The organism is Psychromonas sp. KJ10-5, assembly GCF_055808325.1.
The window spans coordinates 924565-942797 of the sequence record NZ_CM147864.1 but is presented as its reverse complement, the minus strand read 5'-3'; the positions used below and the strand labels follow the sequence as shown (position 1 = coordinate 942797).

At 37.3% G+C, this 18233-nt stretch carries 15 protein-coding genes; 8 read left to right on the top strand and 7 right to left on the bottom strand.

Annotation, left to right across the window (positions count from 1 at the left end; genetic code table 11):
• Positions 1-80: 80 nt before the first annotated feature.
• From AC0L3W_RS04330 to AC0L3W_RS04320, 3 genes are all read right to left on the bottom strand, one after another.
• Positions 81-1571, bottom strand: coding sequence for an aldehyde dehydrogenase (locus tag AC0L3W_RS04330; protein WP_409439596.1), 1491 nt, complete (start codon positions 1569-1571; stop codon positions 81-83).
• A gap of 154 nt (positions 1572-1725) precedes the next feature.
• Positions 1726-2961 (bottom strand): Zn-dependent hydrolase, encoded by a 1236-nt coding sequence (locus AC0L3W_RS04325; RefSeq protein ID WP_409439597.1) that lies wholly within the window; start codon positions 2959-2961, stop codon positions 1726-1728.
• 108 nt (positions 2962-3069) lie between these two features.
• On the bottom strand, positions 3070-3840 hold the full coding sequence (locus AC0L3W_RS04320; protein WP_290039306.1) for a helix-turn-helix transcriptional regulator: 771 nt from the start codon (positions 3838-3840) through the stop codon (positions 3070-3072).
• A gap of 146 nt (positions 3841-3986) precedes the next feature.
• On the opposite strand from AC0L3W_RS04320, the gene AC0L3W_RS04315 reads away from it, so the two are divergent.
• From AC0L3W_RS04315 to AC0L3W_RS04295, 5 genes are all read left to right on the top strand, one after another.
• The gene (locus AC0L3W_RS04315) at positions 3987-5372 is read left to right on the top strand and encodes an aminotransferase (protein ID WP_290039305.1); all 1386 of its coding nucleotides are present in this window, start codon (positions 3987-3989) and stop codon (positions 5370-5372) included.
• 9 nt (positions 5373-5381) lie between these two features.
• Positions 5382-6485 (top strand): agmatine deiminase, encoded by a 1104-nt coding sequence (gene aguA, locus AC0L3W_RS04310; protein WP_409439598.1) that lies wholly within the window; start codon positions 5382-5384, stop codon positions 6483-6485.
• Between the two features lie 126 nt (positions 6486-6611).
• Complete coding sequence (locus AC0L3W_RS04305) at positions 6612-8090, top strand: Na+/H+ antiporter NhaC family protein (RefSeq protein ID WP_409439599.1); 1479 nt, start codon at positions 6612-6614, stop codon at positions 8088-8090.
• 1157 nt (positions 8091-9247) lie between these two features.
• Positions 9248-9589: a DUF3316 domain-containing protein gene (locus AC0L3W_RS04300; RefSeq protein ID WP_290039302.1), complete on the top strand. Its 342-nt coding sequence runs from the start codon at positions 9248-9250 to the stop codon at positions 9587-9589.
• An 80-nt stretch (positions 9590-9669) separates the two neighbouring features.
• Positions 9670-10014: a DUF3316 domain-containing protein gene (locus AC0L3W_RS04295; RefSeq protein WP_290039301.1), complete on the top strand. Its 345-nt coding sequence runs from the start codon at positions 9670-9672 to the stop codon at positions 10012-10014.
• A 59-nt stretch (positions 10015-10073) separates the two neighbouring features.
• On the opposite strand, the gene AC0L3W_RS04290 is transcribed toward AC0L3W_RS04295, so the two are convergent.
• Entirely contained in the window at positions 10074-11021 is a 948-nt protein-coding gene (locus AC0L3W_RS04290) for a LysR family transcriptional regulator (protein ID WP_290039300.1), read from the bottom strand.
• A gap of 333 nt (positions 11022-11354) precedes the next feature.
• On the opposite strand from AC0L3W_RS04290, the gene AC0L3W_RS04285 reads away from it, so the two are divergent.
• Positions 11355-13223 (top strand): DUF294 nucleotidyltransferase-like domain-containing protein, encoded by a 1869-nt coding sequence (locus AC0L3W_RS04285; RefSeq protein ID WP_290039299.1) that lies wholly within the window; start codon positions 11355-11357, stop codon positions 13221-13223.
• Between the two features lie 8 nt (positions 13224-13231).
• Positions 13232-13948 (top strand): 3'-5' exonuclease, encoded by a 717-nt coding sequence (locus tag AC0L3W_RS04280; RefSeq protein WP_290039298.1) that lies wholly within the window; start codon positions 13232-13234, stop codon positions 13946-13948.
• A gap of 111 nt (positions 13949-14059) precedes the next feature.
• Here AC0L3W_RS04280 and AC0L3W_RS04275 read toward each other — a convergent pair whose 3' ends face one another.
• Positions 14060-15640, bottom strand: coding sequence for a BCCT family transporter (locus AC0L3W_RS04275; RefSeq protein ID WP_290039297.1), 1581 nt, complete (start codon positions 15638-15640; stop codon positions 14060-14062).
• Between the two features lie 394 nt (positions 15641-16034).
• Between AC0L3W_RS04275 and epd the strand changes: the two genes are divergently transcribed.
• Complete coding sequence (gene epd, locus AC0L3W_RS04270) at positions 16035-17054, top strand: erythrose-4-phosphate dehydrogenase (RefSeq protein WP_290039296.1); 1020 nt, start codon at positions 16035-16037, stop codon at positions 17052-17054.
• Positions 17055-17122: 68 nt separating this feature from the next.
• Here the strand turns inward: epd and AC0L3W_RS04265 are convergent, their stop codons facing one another.
• Entirely contained in the window at positions 17123-17443 is a 321-nt protein-coding gene (locus AC0L3W_RS04265; protein WP_290039295.1) for a YkgJ family cysteine cluster protein, read from the bottom strand.
• 242 nt (positions 17444-17685) lie between these two features.
• A complete protein-coding gene (gene ubiT, locus AC0L3W_RS04260) occupies positions 17686-18216 on the bottom strand; it encodes a ubiquinone anaerobic biosynthesis accessory factor UbiT (protein WP_409439600.1) in 531 nt (176 codons plus the stop codon).
• Between the last annotated feature and the right edge of the window lie 17 nt (positions 18217-18233).

Genomic DNA, 18233 nt, shown 5'->3' with positions numbered 1-18233 from the left:
ATAAAGGCTGCTAACAAAAAATCCCCCCTAATGAATGCATTAGGGGGGATTTTTATGAGTAACAGTATTATTAACGACTATTAGCTTAAATCAATCCAAGTGGTTTTCATCTCAGTATATTTATCAATAGAATGAAGAGATTTATCCCGTGCATTGCCTGACTGTTTCACACCACCAAAAGGTGTTGTCGAATCACTGCCAGCCCAATTATTTATCCATACCATACCCGCTTGCAATACGCGTGCTGTTTTATGTGCTTTTTTCAGGTTATCAGTCCAGACCCCCGCTGCTAAGCCATACTTACTATCATTTGCTAAGCGAACAGCTTCTTCCCATGTTGTAAAAGTATTCACAGCAACAACAGGTCCAAAGATTTCATTTTCAACAATGTTCATGTTTTGTTGCGTATCGGTAAAAATAGTTGGTTGTACAAAACAGCCTTGACCATCCACTGTGGCTTGTTTACCTCCGTACAATAAATTAGCCCCTTCCCTAACGCCAGACTCAATAAAGCTAAGAATATTATCAAGGTGCTGCTGGTCAACAATAGCGCCCATATTGGTCTCTGGATTAAGGGGATCACCAAGAATAAATTTGTTCGCTTGTTCTACTAATAAGCTGATAAATTTATCTTTAATAGACTCTTCTATTAATAGCCGTGAAGTAGCAATACACACTTCGCCTTGATTTGAAAAGATACCAAATGCAGCAGCAAACGCAGCAGCTTCTAAATCTTCACAATCGGCAAAAATAATACAAGGTGATTTACCACCAGCCTCAAGCCAAGTCCGTTTTAAGTTTGATTGCCCAGCATAGCCCATTAACTGACCCGCTACCTTGGTAGACCCAGTGAAGGTGATCACATCAACTTCATTATGTAAGGCAAGTGCCTTACCGACTGTATGACCAAAGCCAGGTAAAACATTAAAAACACCATCTGGAATACCAGCTTCTTTTGCTAGCGTTGCTAAAAACAGTGCACTCAATGGCGATTTCTCAGAAGGTTTCAAAATGACACTATTACCTGCCGCCAATGCAGGAGCAATTTTCCAACTAGCCATCATTAATGGATAGTTCCAAGGAACAATCGCCGCTACTACCCCAATCGGCTCATGGGTCATTAACGCCATACTGTTAGTATTAGTCGGTGAAATTTCACCATAAACTTTATCAATTGCTTCGGCAGTCCAACGAAATGTTTCTACTGTATTAGGTAGATCAAAGCCAACGCAATCTGAAATAGGTTTCCCCATATCTAGGGTATCAATTAATGACAAGGTATCGGTATGTTGTTCGATTAAATCGGCAAACTTTAATAATATTTTTTTGCGCTCTAAAGCAGGCTTTCTAGACCAAGTACCAGAATCAAATACCTGCTTCGCTGCTGCTACAGCAATGTTGGCATCTTCGCTATCACAACTTGCTACCTCAGCAAGTACATTTCCTGTAGCAGGGTTAATTGATGAAAATGTTTCCCCTGATTGCGCAGGAACAAATGTGCCATTGATAAAAGCATCCGTGTTAAATTTGATTGAGCTGGCCATCTCTTGCCATTGTGAGTAACTTTTCATTCCATACTCCATGTTAAATGATTAATTTATTCAGGTACCAACTCAACACATATGAAGTTTATGTTGGTAAATAGTAGCTAGTTATAAAGTAGTTAATAGACAAGAGGTGATTGGTTATTAAATTTTCTCTTGTTTATTAGTTTATTTAGCGCCTTTATTTATTCGCTTCATTAAGTATCACATCAAACAGAATCTGACAGCCATCTCCCACTTGATCTGGGCTAGAATATTCTGATTCATTGTGACTAATACCGCCAATAGAGGGGATAAAGATCATAGAGGTTGGCACTACACTGGCGATATTAACAGCGTCATGTCCAGCACCACTGACTAAGCGTTGGTAAGTTAATCCAGAGTTTTCTACGGCATGACTAACAGCGGCAATACAAGCATCATTAAAGGCAACAGGAGGACTATCCCAAATATTATCAAGCTTAATTTCTACACCAGTGCTTTCTGCCACGTTTTTAATAACTTGTTTCGCTTGTACTTCTAAGTCAGATAAACCCGCTAACTCAGCATGACGTAAATCTAGTGTAAAGGTTACATCTCCGGGAATAACATTGCGTGAACCTTTGATTATAGCTAACTCACCCACTGTACAACGCGCACCTTCAGCTTCACCTCTTTCAGCAATTTGATAAAGTTCGTTAAACACTTGTGTTGCAGCATAAAGAGCGTCTTTACGGTAACTCATTGGTGTTGGGCCGGCATGTGCAGAGGTACCCGTTAGGGTAACGTCATACCAGCGCATGCCTAACACACCCGTAACGATCCCAACTTGTTTATTTTCTTGCTCTAGTACTGGGCCCTGCTCGATATGTAACTCGAAGAACTTATGCAGGTCACGTTGCCCGACTTCATCATCTCCCATGTACCCTATTGCACGCAAAGCTTCTGCAATGCTGATACCGTCACTATCTATTTGTTGATGTGCGTATTCTAAATCAAATTTTCCACTGTATACTCCAGAAGAAACCATAGCAGGAGCAAAACGCGAGCCCTCTTCATTAGTCCAAACAGACACTTCAATGGGACGACTGGTTGTGATGTTTTGGTCATTTAAACTACGAATCACCTCTAGACCTGCAAGACAACCATAAATACCATCGAACTTACCACCAGTAGGTTGTGTATCTAAATGACTTCCTGTGCCAATAGCTGCAACTCTTTGTTCACTGCCTTCACGGCGAGCAAATATATTACCCATTTTATCAATATGAATTGAACAACCAGCTTTAATACACCAGTCAATAAATAGATCACGTCCCTGTTTATCAATATCAGTCAGAGCAAGACGACAACAGCCTCCTTTTTCTGTAGCACCAATTTTAGCCATTTCCATCAGGCTATCCCAGAGTCTACTTTGATTAATTCTTGGGTTGTTCATTACACCTCCTTATTATCTGTTTGCCTTGATAATAAGGAGCATCCGATAGCAAACCTATACCCCTACAGGTATAAGTTATCTAGAATGGTTGCTTAGAGAGGGGTATATTTATGAGAGGGTGCGTAAATGATTAATAAATTGTGAGAATAATTCTGACTCTCTACAGATATCCAGTTTCATATAAATGCTTTTACGGTGCACCTTAATTGTTCCCACACTGATATTCAACGACTCAGAAATTGATTTAGATGAATGTCCTTGCAATATCAAACCAGTTATTTGTTTTTCACGAGGCGTCAATACGTTACTATCAAAAGTATTAATTGCATATTCTAAGGAGTAACGTGATTGCTCATCATGCACATACTGGGAAAATTGTGTATTCCAAAATTGTTTACTCATTGCTTGTAAAATAGGCTGTACACTCTTTAATCGATTAAGCTCAACACGACTAATTCCACCTAATTTTGATGTTCTACCTAAAGAGATAGTAAACACCACACCATTATCAAAACGGGTGACAAAAATTATCTCATCACTTAAATCAAAATCGCTGTAACAACTTTTATATTGCTCTGTATTATTAAATTGATCTGGGGCGAGATCTCGCAAACGGTATAAACCGTCGTTCAACCCATTTTCTATAGCGTTAAAAAGCGGATCTAATAAATAGGCTTTATTAAGAAAGCGATGAATTTTCTTCTGCGATTCAATCTGATACGAAGTGTGAACAACGATCGGTTTGAATTGTTGTTTATAGGTAGCAACTAACCAAGTATCGAAATGCGCTAAGTCTTGTAGACTTTCAATCATGACACCAGGCCAACTCTGTAGCGACATATGATTGATCATATTTGCTATTGATTTATTCCAATCCATAACTGTCCTTTAGTGTAATAAAAGATGAATAAATTAACTATTTACCCCCCTAGCGGTATATCAAACATCTTAGCACTGATAGTAATTTAAAAAGCATGATATATCTTCAATGATACTTACTTCATAATAAACAATGGGTTATAAATATGCAATATGATGTTAAAGCACTATGGCAACAAGATAAAGACCACTTCGTACATCCATTTACTGATTTCTCAGACTTTCATCAATCTGGCTGCGATATCATCGCTCACAGTGAAGGTGCGTATATCTATGATATCAATGACAATAAGTATTTAGATGGTATTGCAGGATTATGGTGTGTCAATATAGGACATGGACGAGCTGAGTTGGGTCAAGTAATGGCTGAACAAGCAACTAAAATGGCTTATTACTCACCTTTTAATAACTTATCTAACATCCCTGCAATTCAACTTTCAACCAAACTTGCTTCCCTAGCACCATCTAATTTAAATCATGTATTTTACAGCTGTGGTGGTTCAGTCGCGAATGATCAGGCAATACGCATTGTCCATTATTACTTCAACCAGATTGGTAAGCCAAGTAAAAAGAAAATTATGTCTCGCCACAGTGGTTATCATGGCACCACTTACATGGCATCAACGCTTACTGGGACTGTCGGTAATAATGAAGGATTTGATGTAGTCAACGACTTAGTGACGCATATTAGTGAAGCCAATTGTTACCGCATGCCTGAAGGAATGAATGAAGCAGAATACTGTGACTATCTAGTCAAAGACTTTGAAACCAACCTTTCTGAAATGGGAGGCGCAGATCAAGTTGCCGCCTTTATAGCAGAGCCAATTATGGGAGCAGGCGGTGTTTTAGTCGCACCTGAAGGTTACCACAAAAGAATTTTTGATTTATGTAAAGCCAATGACATCCTATTTATTTCAGATGAAGTAGTGACCGCATTTGGACGTTTAGGACACTTCTTTGCTAGTGAGTCAGTATTTGGTATTCAACCTGACATCATCATTTGTGCAAAAGGAATAACTTCAGGTTATATCCCATTAGGTGCAACATTATTAAGTGATGAAATTTACGATGTAATCAAAAAACCACAAGCCAAAGGTGCGGTTTTTAGTACTGGATTTACATACTCTGGTCACCCTGTTGCCTGTGCTGTAGCATTAAAAAATATCGAAATAATGGAACGTGAAAAAATATGTGAAAACGTATTAGCAGTAGGCCCTTATTTAGAGCAACAACTTAAAACATTAAAAGAGTTATCAATTGTAGGTGATGTACGTGGTAGTCATTTTATGATGTGCATTGAGAGTGTTGCTAATAAAGAGACAAAAGAACTTATTCCTTATGAAGCCAATGTTGGAAAGCGTATTGCCCAACATTGCCAAAATTTAGGATTAATCGTTAGACCAATAGCACACTTAAATGTACTTTCACCTCCACTTATTTGGACACGCGATACAGTAGATGAGGTTGTGTCTATTCTTCGTTCTGCAATCGAATCGACTATTGAAGACTTAAAAATAGACAAATTCATATAGGTGGTGGCCATGACAAATAACAATAGTTTGGTAGAAGCAGGTTTTCGAATGCCCGGTGAGTTTGAACCTCACGATGGCTGTTGGATGCTGTGGCCTGAACGTAATGATGTATGGCGTTTAAACGCCGTACCTGCCCAAAAATCTTTTGTGGAAGTTGCCTGTGCAATCGCTAAAAGTGAAGAAGTGACGGTGGCAGTGAGTGATCAGCAATATGATAATGCCCGTAACCTATTACCTGACCATATTAAAGTAGTAGAAATGAGTAGCAATGATGCTTGGATGCGTGATATTGGCCCAAGTTTTTTAGTCAACGACAACGGCGATCTTGCCGCTGTCGATTGGGACTTTAATGCATGGGGTGGTGAACAAGGTGGACTTTATCCTGATTGGTCTAAAGATAGTCGCGTAGCACAAAAGGTATGTGAAATTACCGATGCAACGCGTTTTGATGCCCCACTCGTTTTAGAAGGAGGCTCAATTCATGTTGATGGCCAAGGAACATTAATTACAACAAAAGAGTGCCTACTTAACCCAAACCGTAATCCAGATCTAAGTAAAGAGCAGATTGAACAATTATTAAAAGCCTATTTAAATGTGGAACGTATTATTTGGTTAGACCAAGGCACCATAGAAGATGAAACGGATGGACATATCGACAACCTATGTTGCTTCATTAAACCAGGTGTTGTAGCTCTTCATTACTGTGATGATCCAAATGACCCTCAACACGCAATATCTAAAGATGCTTATCATATTTTAACCAACAGCATTGATGCGCAAGGCCGACAATTAAAAGTGGTCAAATTACCCCACCCTGGCCCACTCTTTATCAGTAAAGAAGAAGCCACCGGTATTGATGATAATGAAGATAGTCAACCACGCGAAGAAGGTCAGCGTTTAGCAGGCTCTTATGCGAATTTTTATATTGCTAACAAACATATTGTCTTTCCAAAATTAGATCCTAAAAAAGACGAAACAGCAGCAGCGATTTTAGCGGAACAATTTCCAGATAGAGAAGTCATTGGTATTCCCGCTCGAGAAATACTGCTTGGTGGGGGCAATATCCACTGTATCACCCAGCAACAACCTAAAGTAATTAATACCGAAAAATAACCCCCCTTTAATTAAAAAACATTAGATTGCCAAACATTGCAATTTAATGTTTTAAAAATAATACCATGAACCATTATCATTGCTGATGCATCATGGTTCTGAAAGAGAATACAAAGGAAGTTAATCATGACAAGACCAAAGATGGGTCCCGAATTAGGCCGTATACAAAAAAATCATATCAATATTAAAGTAACCATTATCGCATTTATAGTCGCCGCCATTGCCTTAGCTTGCTACCACGTAATAGGCGCAGAAAAATCTGAATATGGTGCTTGGAGTTTATTACCCGTATTGGTTGTCGTTACTACAGCTATCTACACTAAACGTACGGTTGAGTCTCTATTTATTGGGGTTATAGTAGGCTTATTAATGACTAAATCACCGGCTGAATTTATTCCATCATTAGGTGATATATTTTTAACCGTATTTCAAAATGATGTTGTTGCGTGGATATTTATTGCCTGTGGATTGATGGGCAGTATGATTGCTTTAATAAGTTGTGCTGGTGGTGCAGACAGCTTTGGTAACTGGTTATCCAATAAAGTGACTAGTCGCAAAGGCACATTATTCTCTACTATGGCATTGGGGTTGGTGATTTTTATTGATGATTATTTAAATGCCCTAACCATTGGTTCATCAATGCGTAAAGCAACCGATAAAGTTAAAGTATCTCGTGAATTCCTCTCTTATATTGTTGACTCGACAGCTGCACCAGTGTGCATCATTTTACCTTTCTCAACTTGGGCTGTATTTTTCTCTGGCTTGCTTGAGGAAACTGGCGCTGCTGGAGAAGGTGGAGGCATGGATCTATTTATTAGCGCTATTCCTTATATGATTTATGCTTGGGTTTGTCTTATTGTTGTTGCTTTAGTTATTAACCGTAACATTCCTTTATTCGGTAAAATGAAAGCAGCTGAAGAACGTGCAATGACTACTGGAGCGGTATTGTGTGAAGAAGATGCAGCAGCAGAGCAAGAAATAAAACCAGCAGTGAAAAACAGTAATATGCTTAACTTCTTTATCCCAATCGGTGCGCTAATATTCTTTACTTGGTTATTTGATATCGACGTTATGGCCGGTGCAATGGCTGCCATTTTTTTAACTGTAGGTTTATATGCAGTACAAAATATTATGCCTATCGGAAAAATGTTCGATGCTATTTTAAGTGGCTTTATCGATATGATTGCACCATTAGGCACCTTATTTTGTGGTTTTATGTTAGCACAGGTAAATGATTCATTAGGAACAACATCCTATGTGATTGAATCCGTATCTCAATTCATGACAGTGGATTACTTACCTGCCCTTGTATTTATCACCATGGCAGCATTGGCTTTTGCAACAGCATCATTCTGGGGCATATTTGTTGTGGGGATGCCGATTGTTATACCACTAGCAATGAACTTAGGTGCAGATTTACCCATAGTCGTAGGTGCATTAATATCCGCATCGGCCTTTGGTTCACATGCTTGTTTCTACGGTGATTCAACGGTGTTATCTGCTAAAGCATGCGGCATTAGCCCAATGAATCATGCTTTAACGCAATTACCTTATACGTTAATCACAGCGGCAATATCTGTTGTGTTTTTTCTTATTCTTGCTTAAAAGTCTATAAAAATAGTTAAGTAAAATGACCAAAGAAATTAGCGAATAATCGCATCATCCCCCCTTAAATAGAAGTGCACAGACATCTAAGCGATTAAGCTTAGATGTCTTTATATTTTAAGGTTAGACTAAATAAGGTTTTCTATGACAGATAAAATAGGCTTTTTATACCATGACATTTGTATATAGCACGATACAGGCAATCGCTCTATTTATGATGACCGTGGCATTTATTTTCAAGCAACGACTTCCTATCAAACCCAGAAACCAAACGTCTATTGATTCATGTTTAGCAACAATATAAGCATTACAACGGTTTCATACAGAACGTTATATAACTTTCTTTCACAAGAAAGTACAAAGGGACCAGGTGAAGGTAGCCCATTTACGCAATGGAATCAGTTTTAAAAGGTGAAGTTAAAAATGCTTACTGTTTAAGCCGACTACCAGGGCATCATGTAAAACGCCATACAGGCAGTGGTAGGCTGATGTTTTAACGTGCCTTTATTTTAAGTAGCGCTTGCAGATATAAATTTTGTGACTATCAAGCTCTAGCTATATAGCGTCAATTCTGGTTAATGAAAGGGGAATTATGTTTAAAATTATAATATTTTTTAGATTATACAATGACATCAGTGTTACGCGGTACGAGGTGATTTATTGAAACTATAACTGAAATCATTTAACCACTTATTACCCAGCAGAACAAATGTCTACTTAAGCCTCAAACTAAGCCTGTACCTACTTAAATTTAGCTCTCTTCATTAATATATTTGGCATTATTCAAAAAAAGCATAAGAAATACCCTAAATAGTAATTTTACAAACATATTAGCAACGTCTGTTTAAGGGCGAAAATAATAACGAAAAATCAACATATCTCTATGGGAAAATTAAACAAATAAAATCAATTACTTAAAGTGGCCCTATAAATTTTAATATGATTTTTATTATTTAGTAATTTGCTCGGACAGTATAAGAATAAAATGATTGGTGCAAAAAATGCCACAATGAATGGAAATATAATGTGATGACGATCACAAAAAATAAGCTCATAATGTTTCCATCGAGTGAGAGGAAAGCCTATAGGGATATGCTACTCACTCTATAAATAGAAGTAATAAACAAACTTTCTGAAATTTTATAGAGGCAACAAACATGAAAAAATTAACTACTTTAGCAGCAACTTTACTTATCAGCACAAGCGTATTTGCAAGTACACAAGTTGTTCACTCTGACAAAAATTTTAACACTGATTCTTTCGATAATAAAGAACAAGCTTATGAAGCAGGTTTTGATTACCTAGATAACTTAAAAGATTTATCTGACGCTCAATTACGTCAAAAATTATTAGTTATCTCTCAAACTCCAGCGACAAACATTGAAATCGACAACTCTAAAGTATTTGTTGAAGAATTCTCTCAAGCTCGTGGCGAAGTAGCTTACCGTGCAGTTGTAGATGTAGATTACCACTTTACTACACTTAAAAACGACAACTAATTATATGAAGTAGCTCCGCGTAACGGAGCCTTTTAATCGCCACACACGGTACAGAAACGAACAGAATTAAGGTATAAAAAATGAAAAAATTAACTACATTAGCAGCCGCTTTATTAATCAGCACTGGCGCACTAGCAAGCACACAAGTTGTACACTCAGAGAAAAACTTCAACACAGATGCATTTGCTGATAAAGCACAAGCATACGAAGCAGGTTTTGCTTATGTCGATAACCTAGAAAATTTATCTGATGCTCAATTACGTCAAAAATTATTGATCATCACTCAATCACCGGCAAACAACATTGAAATTGATAACTCTAAAGTATCAGTTCAAGAATTTGCTCAACAACGTGGTGAAATTGTTTACCGTGCTGTAGTTGATGTTGACTACCACTTCTCTACAATTAAGTCTGAAAATCATTAATCTGATTGCTAAACTTAATTGAATCAATGCCAGCTTTTATGCTGGCATTTTGCTTTCTACTATTTATACATCTCTTTATAGTCATCTATGTACGACTCCCAAATAGGTGGTGTTCCTATCATCTTTTGCACTGTATCGATAAATAACTTTACTAATGGCGTTTGATTTCGGTGTGGATATACTGCATATAATCCCCAATTTGTTTCAGGTAACTTATAATTAGTTAAAAGTGGCACTAAGCCTTTTTCTTTAATATTTTTGTCTAATGCAAATAGGCTACGTTGTGAAAAGCCTAGTCCTGCTTCCACTGCATCCATCAATACACTCAGTTCATTCACCTCAAGTCTCCCAGATAAAACATGTGTCTCCATCTGTTCACTATTCGGTTTATCTGAAATAATTAATTTATTGGCTGTAATTTCACCATTAGAATAGATAATAGCCGGTAACTTAACTAACTCTTCAGGTGTGGTAGGCTCTCCATAAGTGTCGATAAAATGTTGTGAGGCTAAAATAGCGGTATTATTATTCGCCAGTTTACGTGCAATAAGGCTAGAATCTCGTGGAGGCCCTATACGAAATGCAATATCAAAACGCTCACCAATAATATCTGCGCGTCTATCTTCTAAAACAAGTTTTATATGTGTCTCTGGATACTCCGCCATAAACTGGGTAACTGCATCTTGAATATACATTTTCCCAAACAGAGAGGGACTAGTAACTCTTAATAATCCTTTGGGTGTTGAATGATAAGATTCCGCTAAACGTTGTGTATTAGCTAATAACTCACGCACTGATTCGGCTTGTTTTAAAATCTCTTTGCCGGCATCAGTTAAAGATAAAGCGCGTGTTGAACGATTCAGTAATCGCACACCTAAATCATCTTCTAATATTTTTATCTGCTTCGATAACGCAGAACGATCAATGTTTCTTACCCCTGCAGCTTTAGCAAACGATCCATGCTGTACAACATCTAAAAAGAGATCGAGTCTCGTTGACATACCCATTATAATTAATCCTTTAATAAATCATTAGCGCAAACTAATCAGGCAAACAGCTAGCCTATAACAAAACAGTCAAATACACGAAAAGCTAAATAAAGTCAGACTGGATGTATACATTTTCTTACTTAAAATATCTATATTTATCATAAATATAGTCTTCTCAACACTGCTTTCTTCGTTGAACATTTGTAAATGAAGACAAACTAATGTAATTCAATATTTTTACTTATTTATAGCGATCATTGATCCTATTATTTTCTTTATTCACCACTAACATACTCAAATAAACTTGTGTAATATCGGCATTAATCTATCCCCAACATTATCGAGAACACCATGGAAGTTGAGTTATTAGAAATTCAAGACTTTATCAGCCAATATCCCCCTTTTGATGAGCTTCCTGAAGATGCCCTGATAGAGGTTGTTAAAAGCATAGAAATATCTTATCAACGTGCGAATACTAATATTGTTGAGTTCAAAGATGAAATCAATGAATTATATATGCTACGCAGTGGTGTTGTTGAGCTTTATCGACGTAACGGCAACCTTTATAACCGATTAGACCAAGGCGGTTTGTTTGGCCAAATGGGGTTACTAACTAATAATAAAGTTCGCTTTCCAGCAAAAGCAACTAAAGACACCTTGCTCTATTGTATTCCAGGTCATATTTTTTATGATTTATGTGAACGTTTTGAATACTTTGCCGATTATGTAGAATCGGAAGATAGCGCACGCTTAAAACAAGCAGTAACCAGTAAAAATCAAGGATCTGATTTAACCACTTCTAAAGTAACCACACTGTTAACTCGTGAACCATTGATCCTTGCTAGTGATACAACTATTCAACGTGTTGCTCAAATTATGGCAGAAGAAGGTCAATCTGCAGCCTTAATTAACGACCTTAACAATGAGCAAGAAAAACACTTTGTGGGATTAATTACAGAGCACGATCTTTGTGCCAAAGTGATTGCCTCAGGTTTAACGGTAGATAACCCTGTTTCAAGTGTTATGTCTACGGATCTTATCTCACTGGATCACAATGCTTATATTTCCGAAGCTATGTTGTTAATGCTACGTAATAATGTCCATCACTTACCCATTTTAAAGAAAGATCGCCCGATTGGTTTAATCGAAGTATCTGATATCGTAAGGTATGAATCGCAAAACAGTTTATTATTTGTAAGCAGTATTTTCCAGCAACAAAGCACCGAAGATTTAGCGCAATTATCTAACCAATTGAAAGATTGTTTTATCCGTATGGTTAATGAAGATGCTAACTCGCACATGGTGGGAAGAGCGATGTCTGAAATTGGACGGAGCTTTAAACAACGTTTACTTGAACTTGCTGAAGAAAAATTTGGCCCACCACCTATACCATATTGCTTTTTAGCTCTTGGTTCAATGGCACGTGATGAGCAACTCTTGGTAACAGATCAAGACAACGGTTTAATACTGGATAATAACTATGATCCAGAAATACATGGTGAATACTTTGAAAAACTAGCGCATTTTGTGTGTGATGGATTGGATGCTTGTGGTTACACTTATTGTACTGGCGATATTATGGCCACTAATCCAGAGTACCGTAAGACACAAATGCAGTGGGAAGCCTGCTTTGGTGAATGGATTGACGATCCTAATCCGAAAGCGTTATTAAACTGTAATATTTTCTTTGATTTAAATGGAGTGTATGGCCGTACAAAATGGGCTGAACAACTGAACCGCTTTATTCTTAGCCGCACTAAAAACAATAAACGCTTCTTAGCTTGTTTAGCGCGTAACGCATTGAACCGTAAACCACCTTTGGGTTTCTTCAAAGATTTTGTTATGGAAAATGATGGACGTCATAATAACTCTATTAATCTTAAACGCCGTGGTACTGCACCATTAGCAGATTTGATACGTGTTCATGCATTAGCCATTGGTTCACAATCTCAAAACTCATTTCAACGCTTAGATGATATTATTGAAGCAGGAATTTTACCAAAATCTAAAGGGGCTGATTTACATCATGCAATGGAATTGATATCAATTGTCCGCTTACGTCATCAGGCGCTTGATGTCGAATCAGATATTGAACCAGATAATAATATTGAGCCAGAGAATATGTCTGACCTTGAAAGACGTTATTTAAAAGATGCCTTTCTAGTATTAAGTAACGCACAAAACTTTTTAAAATACCGTTATACGGCTAATACTTTTTAGGGTTTTATATGCATAACTTTATTAATAAAGAGATTTTAAATTGGAATGCTTATTTACAATTGCAGGGGCGACATTGTAAAGATAAACGATTAGCTGAATTCTATCAGGCCGGCACTTACAACGATGACACCCCACTGAAAGAGATAGAGTTTGTTGCGTTAGATTTTGAAACTACAGGTTTAGACCCCAAACAAAACAGTATTATTAGCATTGGTTTAGTGCCCTTCAATTTAAATCGAGTTTTATGCCGTAAAGCCAAAAAATGGTATATCACTCCGCAAGATAAGTTAGAGGAAGAATCAATTATTATTCATGGAATCACTCACTCAGATTTAAAAGGTGCACCAGATTTACTACGAGTTTTAGGGCCCTTTTTAGAACAAATAGCTGGTAAAGTGGTCGTGGTCCATTACCGCAACATTGAAAGAGCTTTCTTAGACTTAAACTTAAGAGCGCTCATCGATGAAGGTGTCATTTTTCCAGTCATAGATACCATGCAAATTGAAGCTACTATACAAAGCAAACAATGTGAGGGATTTTTAAACTGGTTAAAACGTAAAAAACCGGGATCGATTCGTTTAGGGAACAGCCGTTTACGTTATAATCTACCCAGTTATCAACCTCATGATGCCTTAACTGATGCCATCGCTACTGCAGAATTACTACAAGCTCAAGTGCGTTATCATTACAGTCCAGAAACACCAATCAAAGACTTATGGTTATAGTGTTAGAACGATAGTTGTACTTGCTTGTTTTGATATCCACTAAATATAAAAAAACCGATTAATCACAGATTAATCGGTTTTTAAGTCACTTTAATGTAGCTTAACGTTTCTCTATTTTGTTAATTTAGGCTCTGTTCTCATTCCCATAATCAAGCTTACACACATGATTAATAGAATAATTGTGAACGGTAATGCCGTTGAGATCGCTCCCGCTTGTAACGCTTGAATTGATGATGTTCCTCCAACCCACAATAATGCAATAGCAATCGCCCCTTCTACTGAAGCCCAAAAAATGCGTTGTGGAACAGGTGCATCAACTTTACCACCAGCAGTAATACTATCGATAACCAATGAACCTGAATCAGAAGAGGTAATGAAAAATACCAAGACTAATACAACAGCAATTAAAGATAAAATATTACCCAATGGTAATTGGTCAAACATTTGAAACATCGCAAGTGATACATCGGTTAACCCATTAGTACCTAACTCACCAACATTATTCATAATTTGATCAATTGCAACACCACCAAATACAGACATCCAAAGAATAGTCACTAATGTTGGGATAATTAGTACTGCAGTCAAAAACTGACGGACTGTACGACCACGTGAAACACGCGCAATAAACATACCTACGAATGGTGACCATGAAATCCACCAAGCCCAGTAAAACACTGTCCAACCATGCATCCAAGCTTCATCTTCACGACCATGTGGGTTACTTAAAGGAATAATATTTTCAATGTAACCCATGACCGTTGTTGGGATAGTTCCCATAGAAACCGCTAGAGTGACTAATGCAACAAACACCACTAACACAATTGCCAGTAGCATATTGATGTTACTAATTAATTTAACACCACCGTCAATGCCACGTACAACTGATATGATGGCTAAAATAGTTACACCAACAATGATTGAGACTTGTGTAGTTAATCCATCATCAATACCAAAAACGTGATGAAAACCACTTGCTGCTTGTTGTGCACCTAGCCCTAAAGATGTTGCTAAACCAAATAATGTCGCGATGACCGCAAAAATATCAACAATGTGGCCGGGTAAACCCCAAGTACGATCGCCTAAGATTGGATAAAAAATAGAACGCATTGAAAGCGGTAAGCCTTTATTGTAAGCAAAAAAAGCTAATGACAATGCAACAACACCATAAATTGCCCAAGGATGAAGCCCCCAGTGGAACATAGTTGCACCTAGTGCCAGTTTAGCAGCCTCCGGTGTATTAGGTTCAACATTCAACGGCGTTTCATACCAACCAGTGAAATAAGCAACTGGCTCTGCAACCCCCCAAAACATTAAACCTATCCCCATACCGGCAGCAAATAGCATAGATAACCATGATAGTGTTGAATAATCACTTTTTGCTTCTGCACCACCAAGACGAATTTTACCAAAAGGTGATACAATTAATGCAAGACAGAATATGACAAATATATTGGCAGACCACATAAATAGTCCATCAAATGAACCAATTATTTCCCATTTTAACCCATCTAATGTTGCTTTAGATAACTCTGGGTCAACAAACATAATCGTCACTAAAAATAGTGCGATAAAACCTGCACTAAACCCAAATACAGGGTTATGAACATCAAAACCCCACTTTTGTACGTTATCTTGACCTACTGTGTAGTCAGTATTATCAATACTGTACTTATCCTTATTTAAACTCATTTTTCCTCATTTAGAGTATTCACTCTGTTTGTGTATCTTTAAAACCGTGACTATGTTAACAAAACCAATATGACATTTCAGTGATTTAAATAAATTTAGTTTTTTAACCTATTCATAAAAACGATTCGTATCACTCTGCTCCCCCTAGTTTTACTTATATTAGATGAACATCAATAAGTGATAAGCGCACTTTTAATTAATTGATTACTTTCCATAAATTCAGACAGTTTTTTCTGTGCTTCAGATGTTTTTGTTTTACAATGTGCTTTTTATAGCATTTCTATTCAGCATAGCGTTTTCTAACATAGTTAACCGCCATATAAATACCTGAGCACAACATAAGTTGTCTTTATCAGTGATGATCTGCTATCCACCTTCAACTATGGAACAATAAATGTCTCTTCGAATTGCAATTAATGGTTATGGCCGCATTGGCCGCAGTGTGGTGCGCGCTTTATTTGAAGGTAATCATCAAACTCAAATAGAGATTGTGGCCATTAATGAACTAGCAGCTGCGGATGCTATCTGCCATTTAACACAATATGATTCAACCCATGGACGCTTTCCTTTTAGCGTAAAACAAAGTGAGCAAAATCTCATTATTGCCGATCATGCTATCAAGTTGTTAGCCTTTGAAAAGATCTGTGATTTGCCATGGGAAGCATTAGATATCGATATAGTCATCGACTGTACTGGGATTTATGGCTCAAAGGTAGATGCTCAGGCACATTTAACAGCCGGCGCTAAAAAAGTTATTTTTTCTCACCCAGCTGATCAAGATGTAGATGCAACAGTTGTTTATGGTGTTAACCACTTATCATTAACAGGACAAGAAACCTATATTTCAGGTGCTTCTTGCACTACTAACTGTATTGTACCAGTAATTGCCAGTTTAGATGCTGCCTTTGATATTAAATGTGGCACGATCACCACCATTCACTCTGCTATGAACGATCAACCTGTGATTGACTCTTATCACCATGATTTGCGCAGAACACGCGCGGCGAGCCAATCAATTATTCCCGTTGATACTAAATTAGCGGCAGGTATTGAACGTATTTTACCTAAATTTGCAGATAAATTCGAAGCCATTGCAGTACGTGTTCCCACCATCAATGTCACTGCAATGGACTTAAGTATTACTGTTGATAAAAAAGTATCCATTGATGACATTAACCAATGCTTACAACAGATCTCAACAACATCTTTATCAGGGATTTTAGGGTATACGGAAGCACCTTTAGTATCGGTGGATTTTAATCATGACCCACGATCTTGCATTATTGATGGAACACAAACACGTGTCAGTGATGGCCATTTAGTAAAATTGCTAGTGTGGTGTGACAATGAGTGGGGATTTGCTAATCGCTTAATTGATACCTGTTTGTATTTCAAACAACTAGCGACTCAATAATAAAAAAGGAGGTTGGTTAGTTAATCTACCTCCTTTTTACTGTATTAACTTACTAGCTTCAACTCATGTCAATTTGCTGGAATAAACTCATCGCTACACTCGTAGGACCCCATTTCAAAAATTCTACAAACCCAAGGTCTATTTTCATAAATAGTGCACAACTTGGTTTCACGATCGACACAGATACACCAGCCATCATCTAATTTTTTCATAGTTTCACCACCCCATTGGTCGCGATCAATATACTGTTCAGGTACACCCGTATCAGTAATCAACATCACTTCTAACTGACAGCAGGCAGCATTACATTTAGCACAAGTTAATTCACTTTTATCTATATTGGTCACTGCTATCGATTCAGCAGTTGGAGTTGAGTTATCGTTTGGCATCTGTTCACTGGCGTTAAATATAAAATACTAAGCCTATAGACCTTGGCGCTTAAAAGATACCGTTCCCATACAATTTTACTGGGTAAAATAACTTATTTCTTTATGGTAAGTTTCGTAAAGGGAAGTACCATTTAATAATTATCACCTTTCCTTATTCCTCCGCCGAGAAATTAACCGAGTTAATTTTATGGGGTTCAAGCTGCCCTCTTTAACTATGGCTATTTCCTTGCGTAAAATTTAATCTAGTCGTTTAATATAATTGGCATAAAATGATTAGGTTGATTAACGCCCTGTTGCACAAACAAAGAAAATTGCGTCATTAGTTTTTGTAAAAAAGGGGAAAAATTATCAAAATCAATATTATCTAAAAGGTTCTTCACTTCTAATCCTAGTTCAGTATCTCCCTCAATGTTTAAGCGACGCTGAAAAAACAATGTATCTGGGTCTTCTTTTCGCCCTGCTATTAAAATCAAGTCATTAATATTAGAGGTGAAAGTAACATCCGGTGTACCATCATTTGCTTTAATAACCAGCTCCTTATTAAAACTTACTTGCCAGGATACAGACAGGTCATCGATAGCAATCGTCAGCCACTTACCCTTTAAAAAGTCTAAATCCCCCTCTTTAATCTGTTCATCAAATAATCGATTTAATATTACAGTTAATCCCTTTTTCTGCATATAAAAAGGCATCAACCGAGACGGAATAGCTAATACTTTAGGTGCGTTAATAACAAGTTGATGGTGTATCTCTTTTTTAAACAAGGCCAACATAATCATTACTCTTAGTC

Coding starts and splice junctions, on each gene's coding strand:
- AC0L3W_RS04305 (WP_409439599.1), top strand. CDS start 6,612: ATGACAAGACCAAAGATGGGTCCCGAATTAGGCCGTATACAAAAAAAT.
- AC0L3W_RS04280 (WP_290039298.1), top strand. CDS start 13,232: ATGCATAACTTTATTAATAAAGAGATTTTAAATTGGAATGCTTATTTA.
- epd (WP_290039296.1), top strand. CDS start 16,035: ATGTCTCTTCGAATTGCAATTAATGGTTATGGCCGCATTGGCCGCAGT.
- AC0L3W_RS04320 (WP_290039306.1), bottom strand. CDS start 3,840: ATGGATTGGAATAAATCAATAGCAAATATGATCAATCATATGTCGCTA.
- AC0L3W_RS04285 (WP_290039299.1), top strand. CDS start 11,355: ATGGAAGTTGAGTTATTAGAAATTCAAGACTTTATCAGCCAATATCCC.
- AC0L3W_RS04300 (WP_290039302.1), top strand. CDS start 9,248: ATGAAAAAATTAACTACTTTAGCAGCAACTTTACTTATCAGCACAAGC.
- AC0L3W_RS04290 (WP_290039300.1), bottom strand. CDS start 11,021: ATGGGTATGTCAACGAGACTCGATCTCTTTTTAGATGTTGTACAGCAT.
- ubiT (WP_409439600.1), bottom strand. CDS start 18,216: ATGTTGGCCTTGTTTAAAAAAGAGATACACCATCAACTTGTTATTAAC.
- AC0L3W_RS04275 (WP_290039297.1), bottom strand. CDS start 15,640: ATGAGTTTAAATAAGGATAAGTACAGTATTGATAATACTGACTACACA.
- AC0L3W_RS04315 (WP_290039305.1), top strand. CDS start 3,987: ATGCAATATGATGTTAAAGCACTATGGCAACAAGATAAAGACCACTTC.
- AC0L3W_RS04330 (WP_409439596.1), bottom strand. CDS start 1,571: ATGAAAAGTTACTCACAATGGCAAGAGATGGCCAGCTCAATCAAATTT.
- AC0L3W_RS04295 (WP_290039301.1), top strand. CDS start 9,670: ATGAAAAAATTAACTACATTAGCAGCCGCTTTATTAATCAGCACTGGC.
- aguA (WP_409439598.1), top strand. CDS start 5,382: ATGACAAATAACAATAGTTTGGTAGAAGCAGGTTTTCGAATGCCCGGT.
- AC0L3W_RS04265 (WP_290039295.1), bottom strand. CDS start 17,443: ATGCCAAACGATAACTCAACTCCAACTGCTGAATCGATAGCAGTGACC.
- AC0L3W_RS04325 (WP_409439597.1), bottom strand. CDS start 2,961: ATGAACAACCCAAGAATTAATCAAAGTAGACTCTGGGATAGCCTGATG.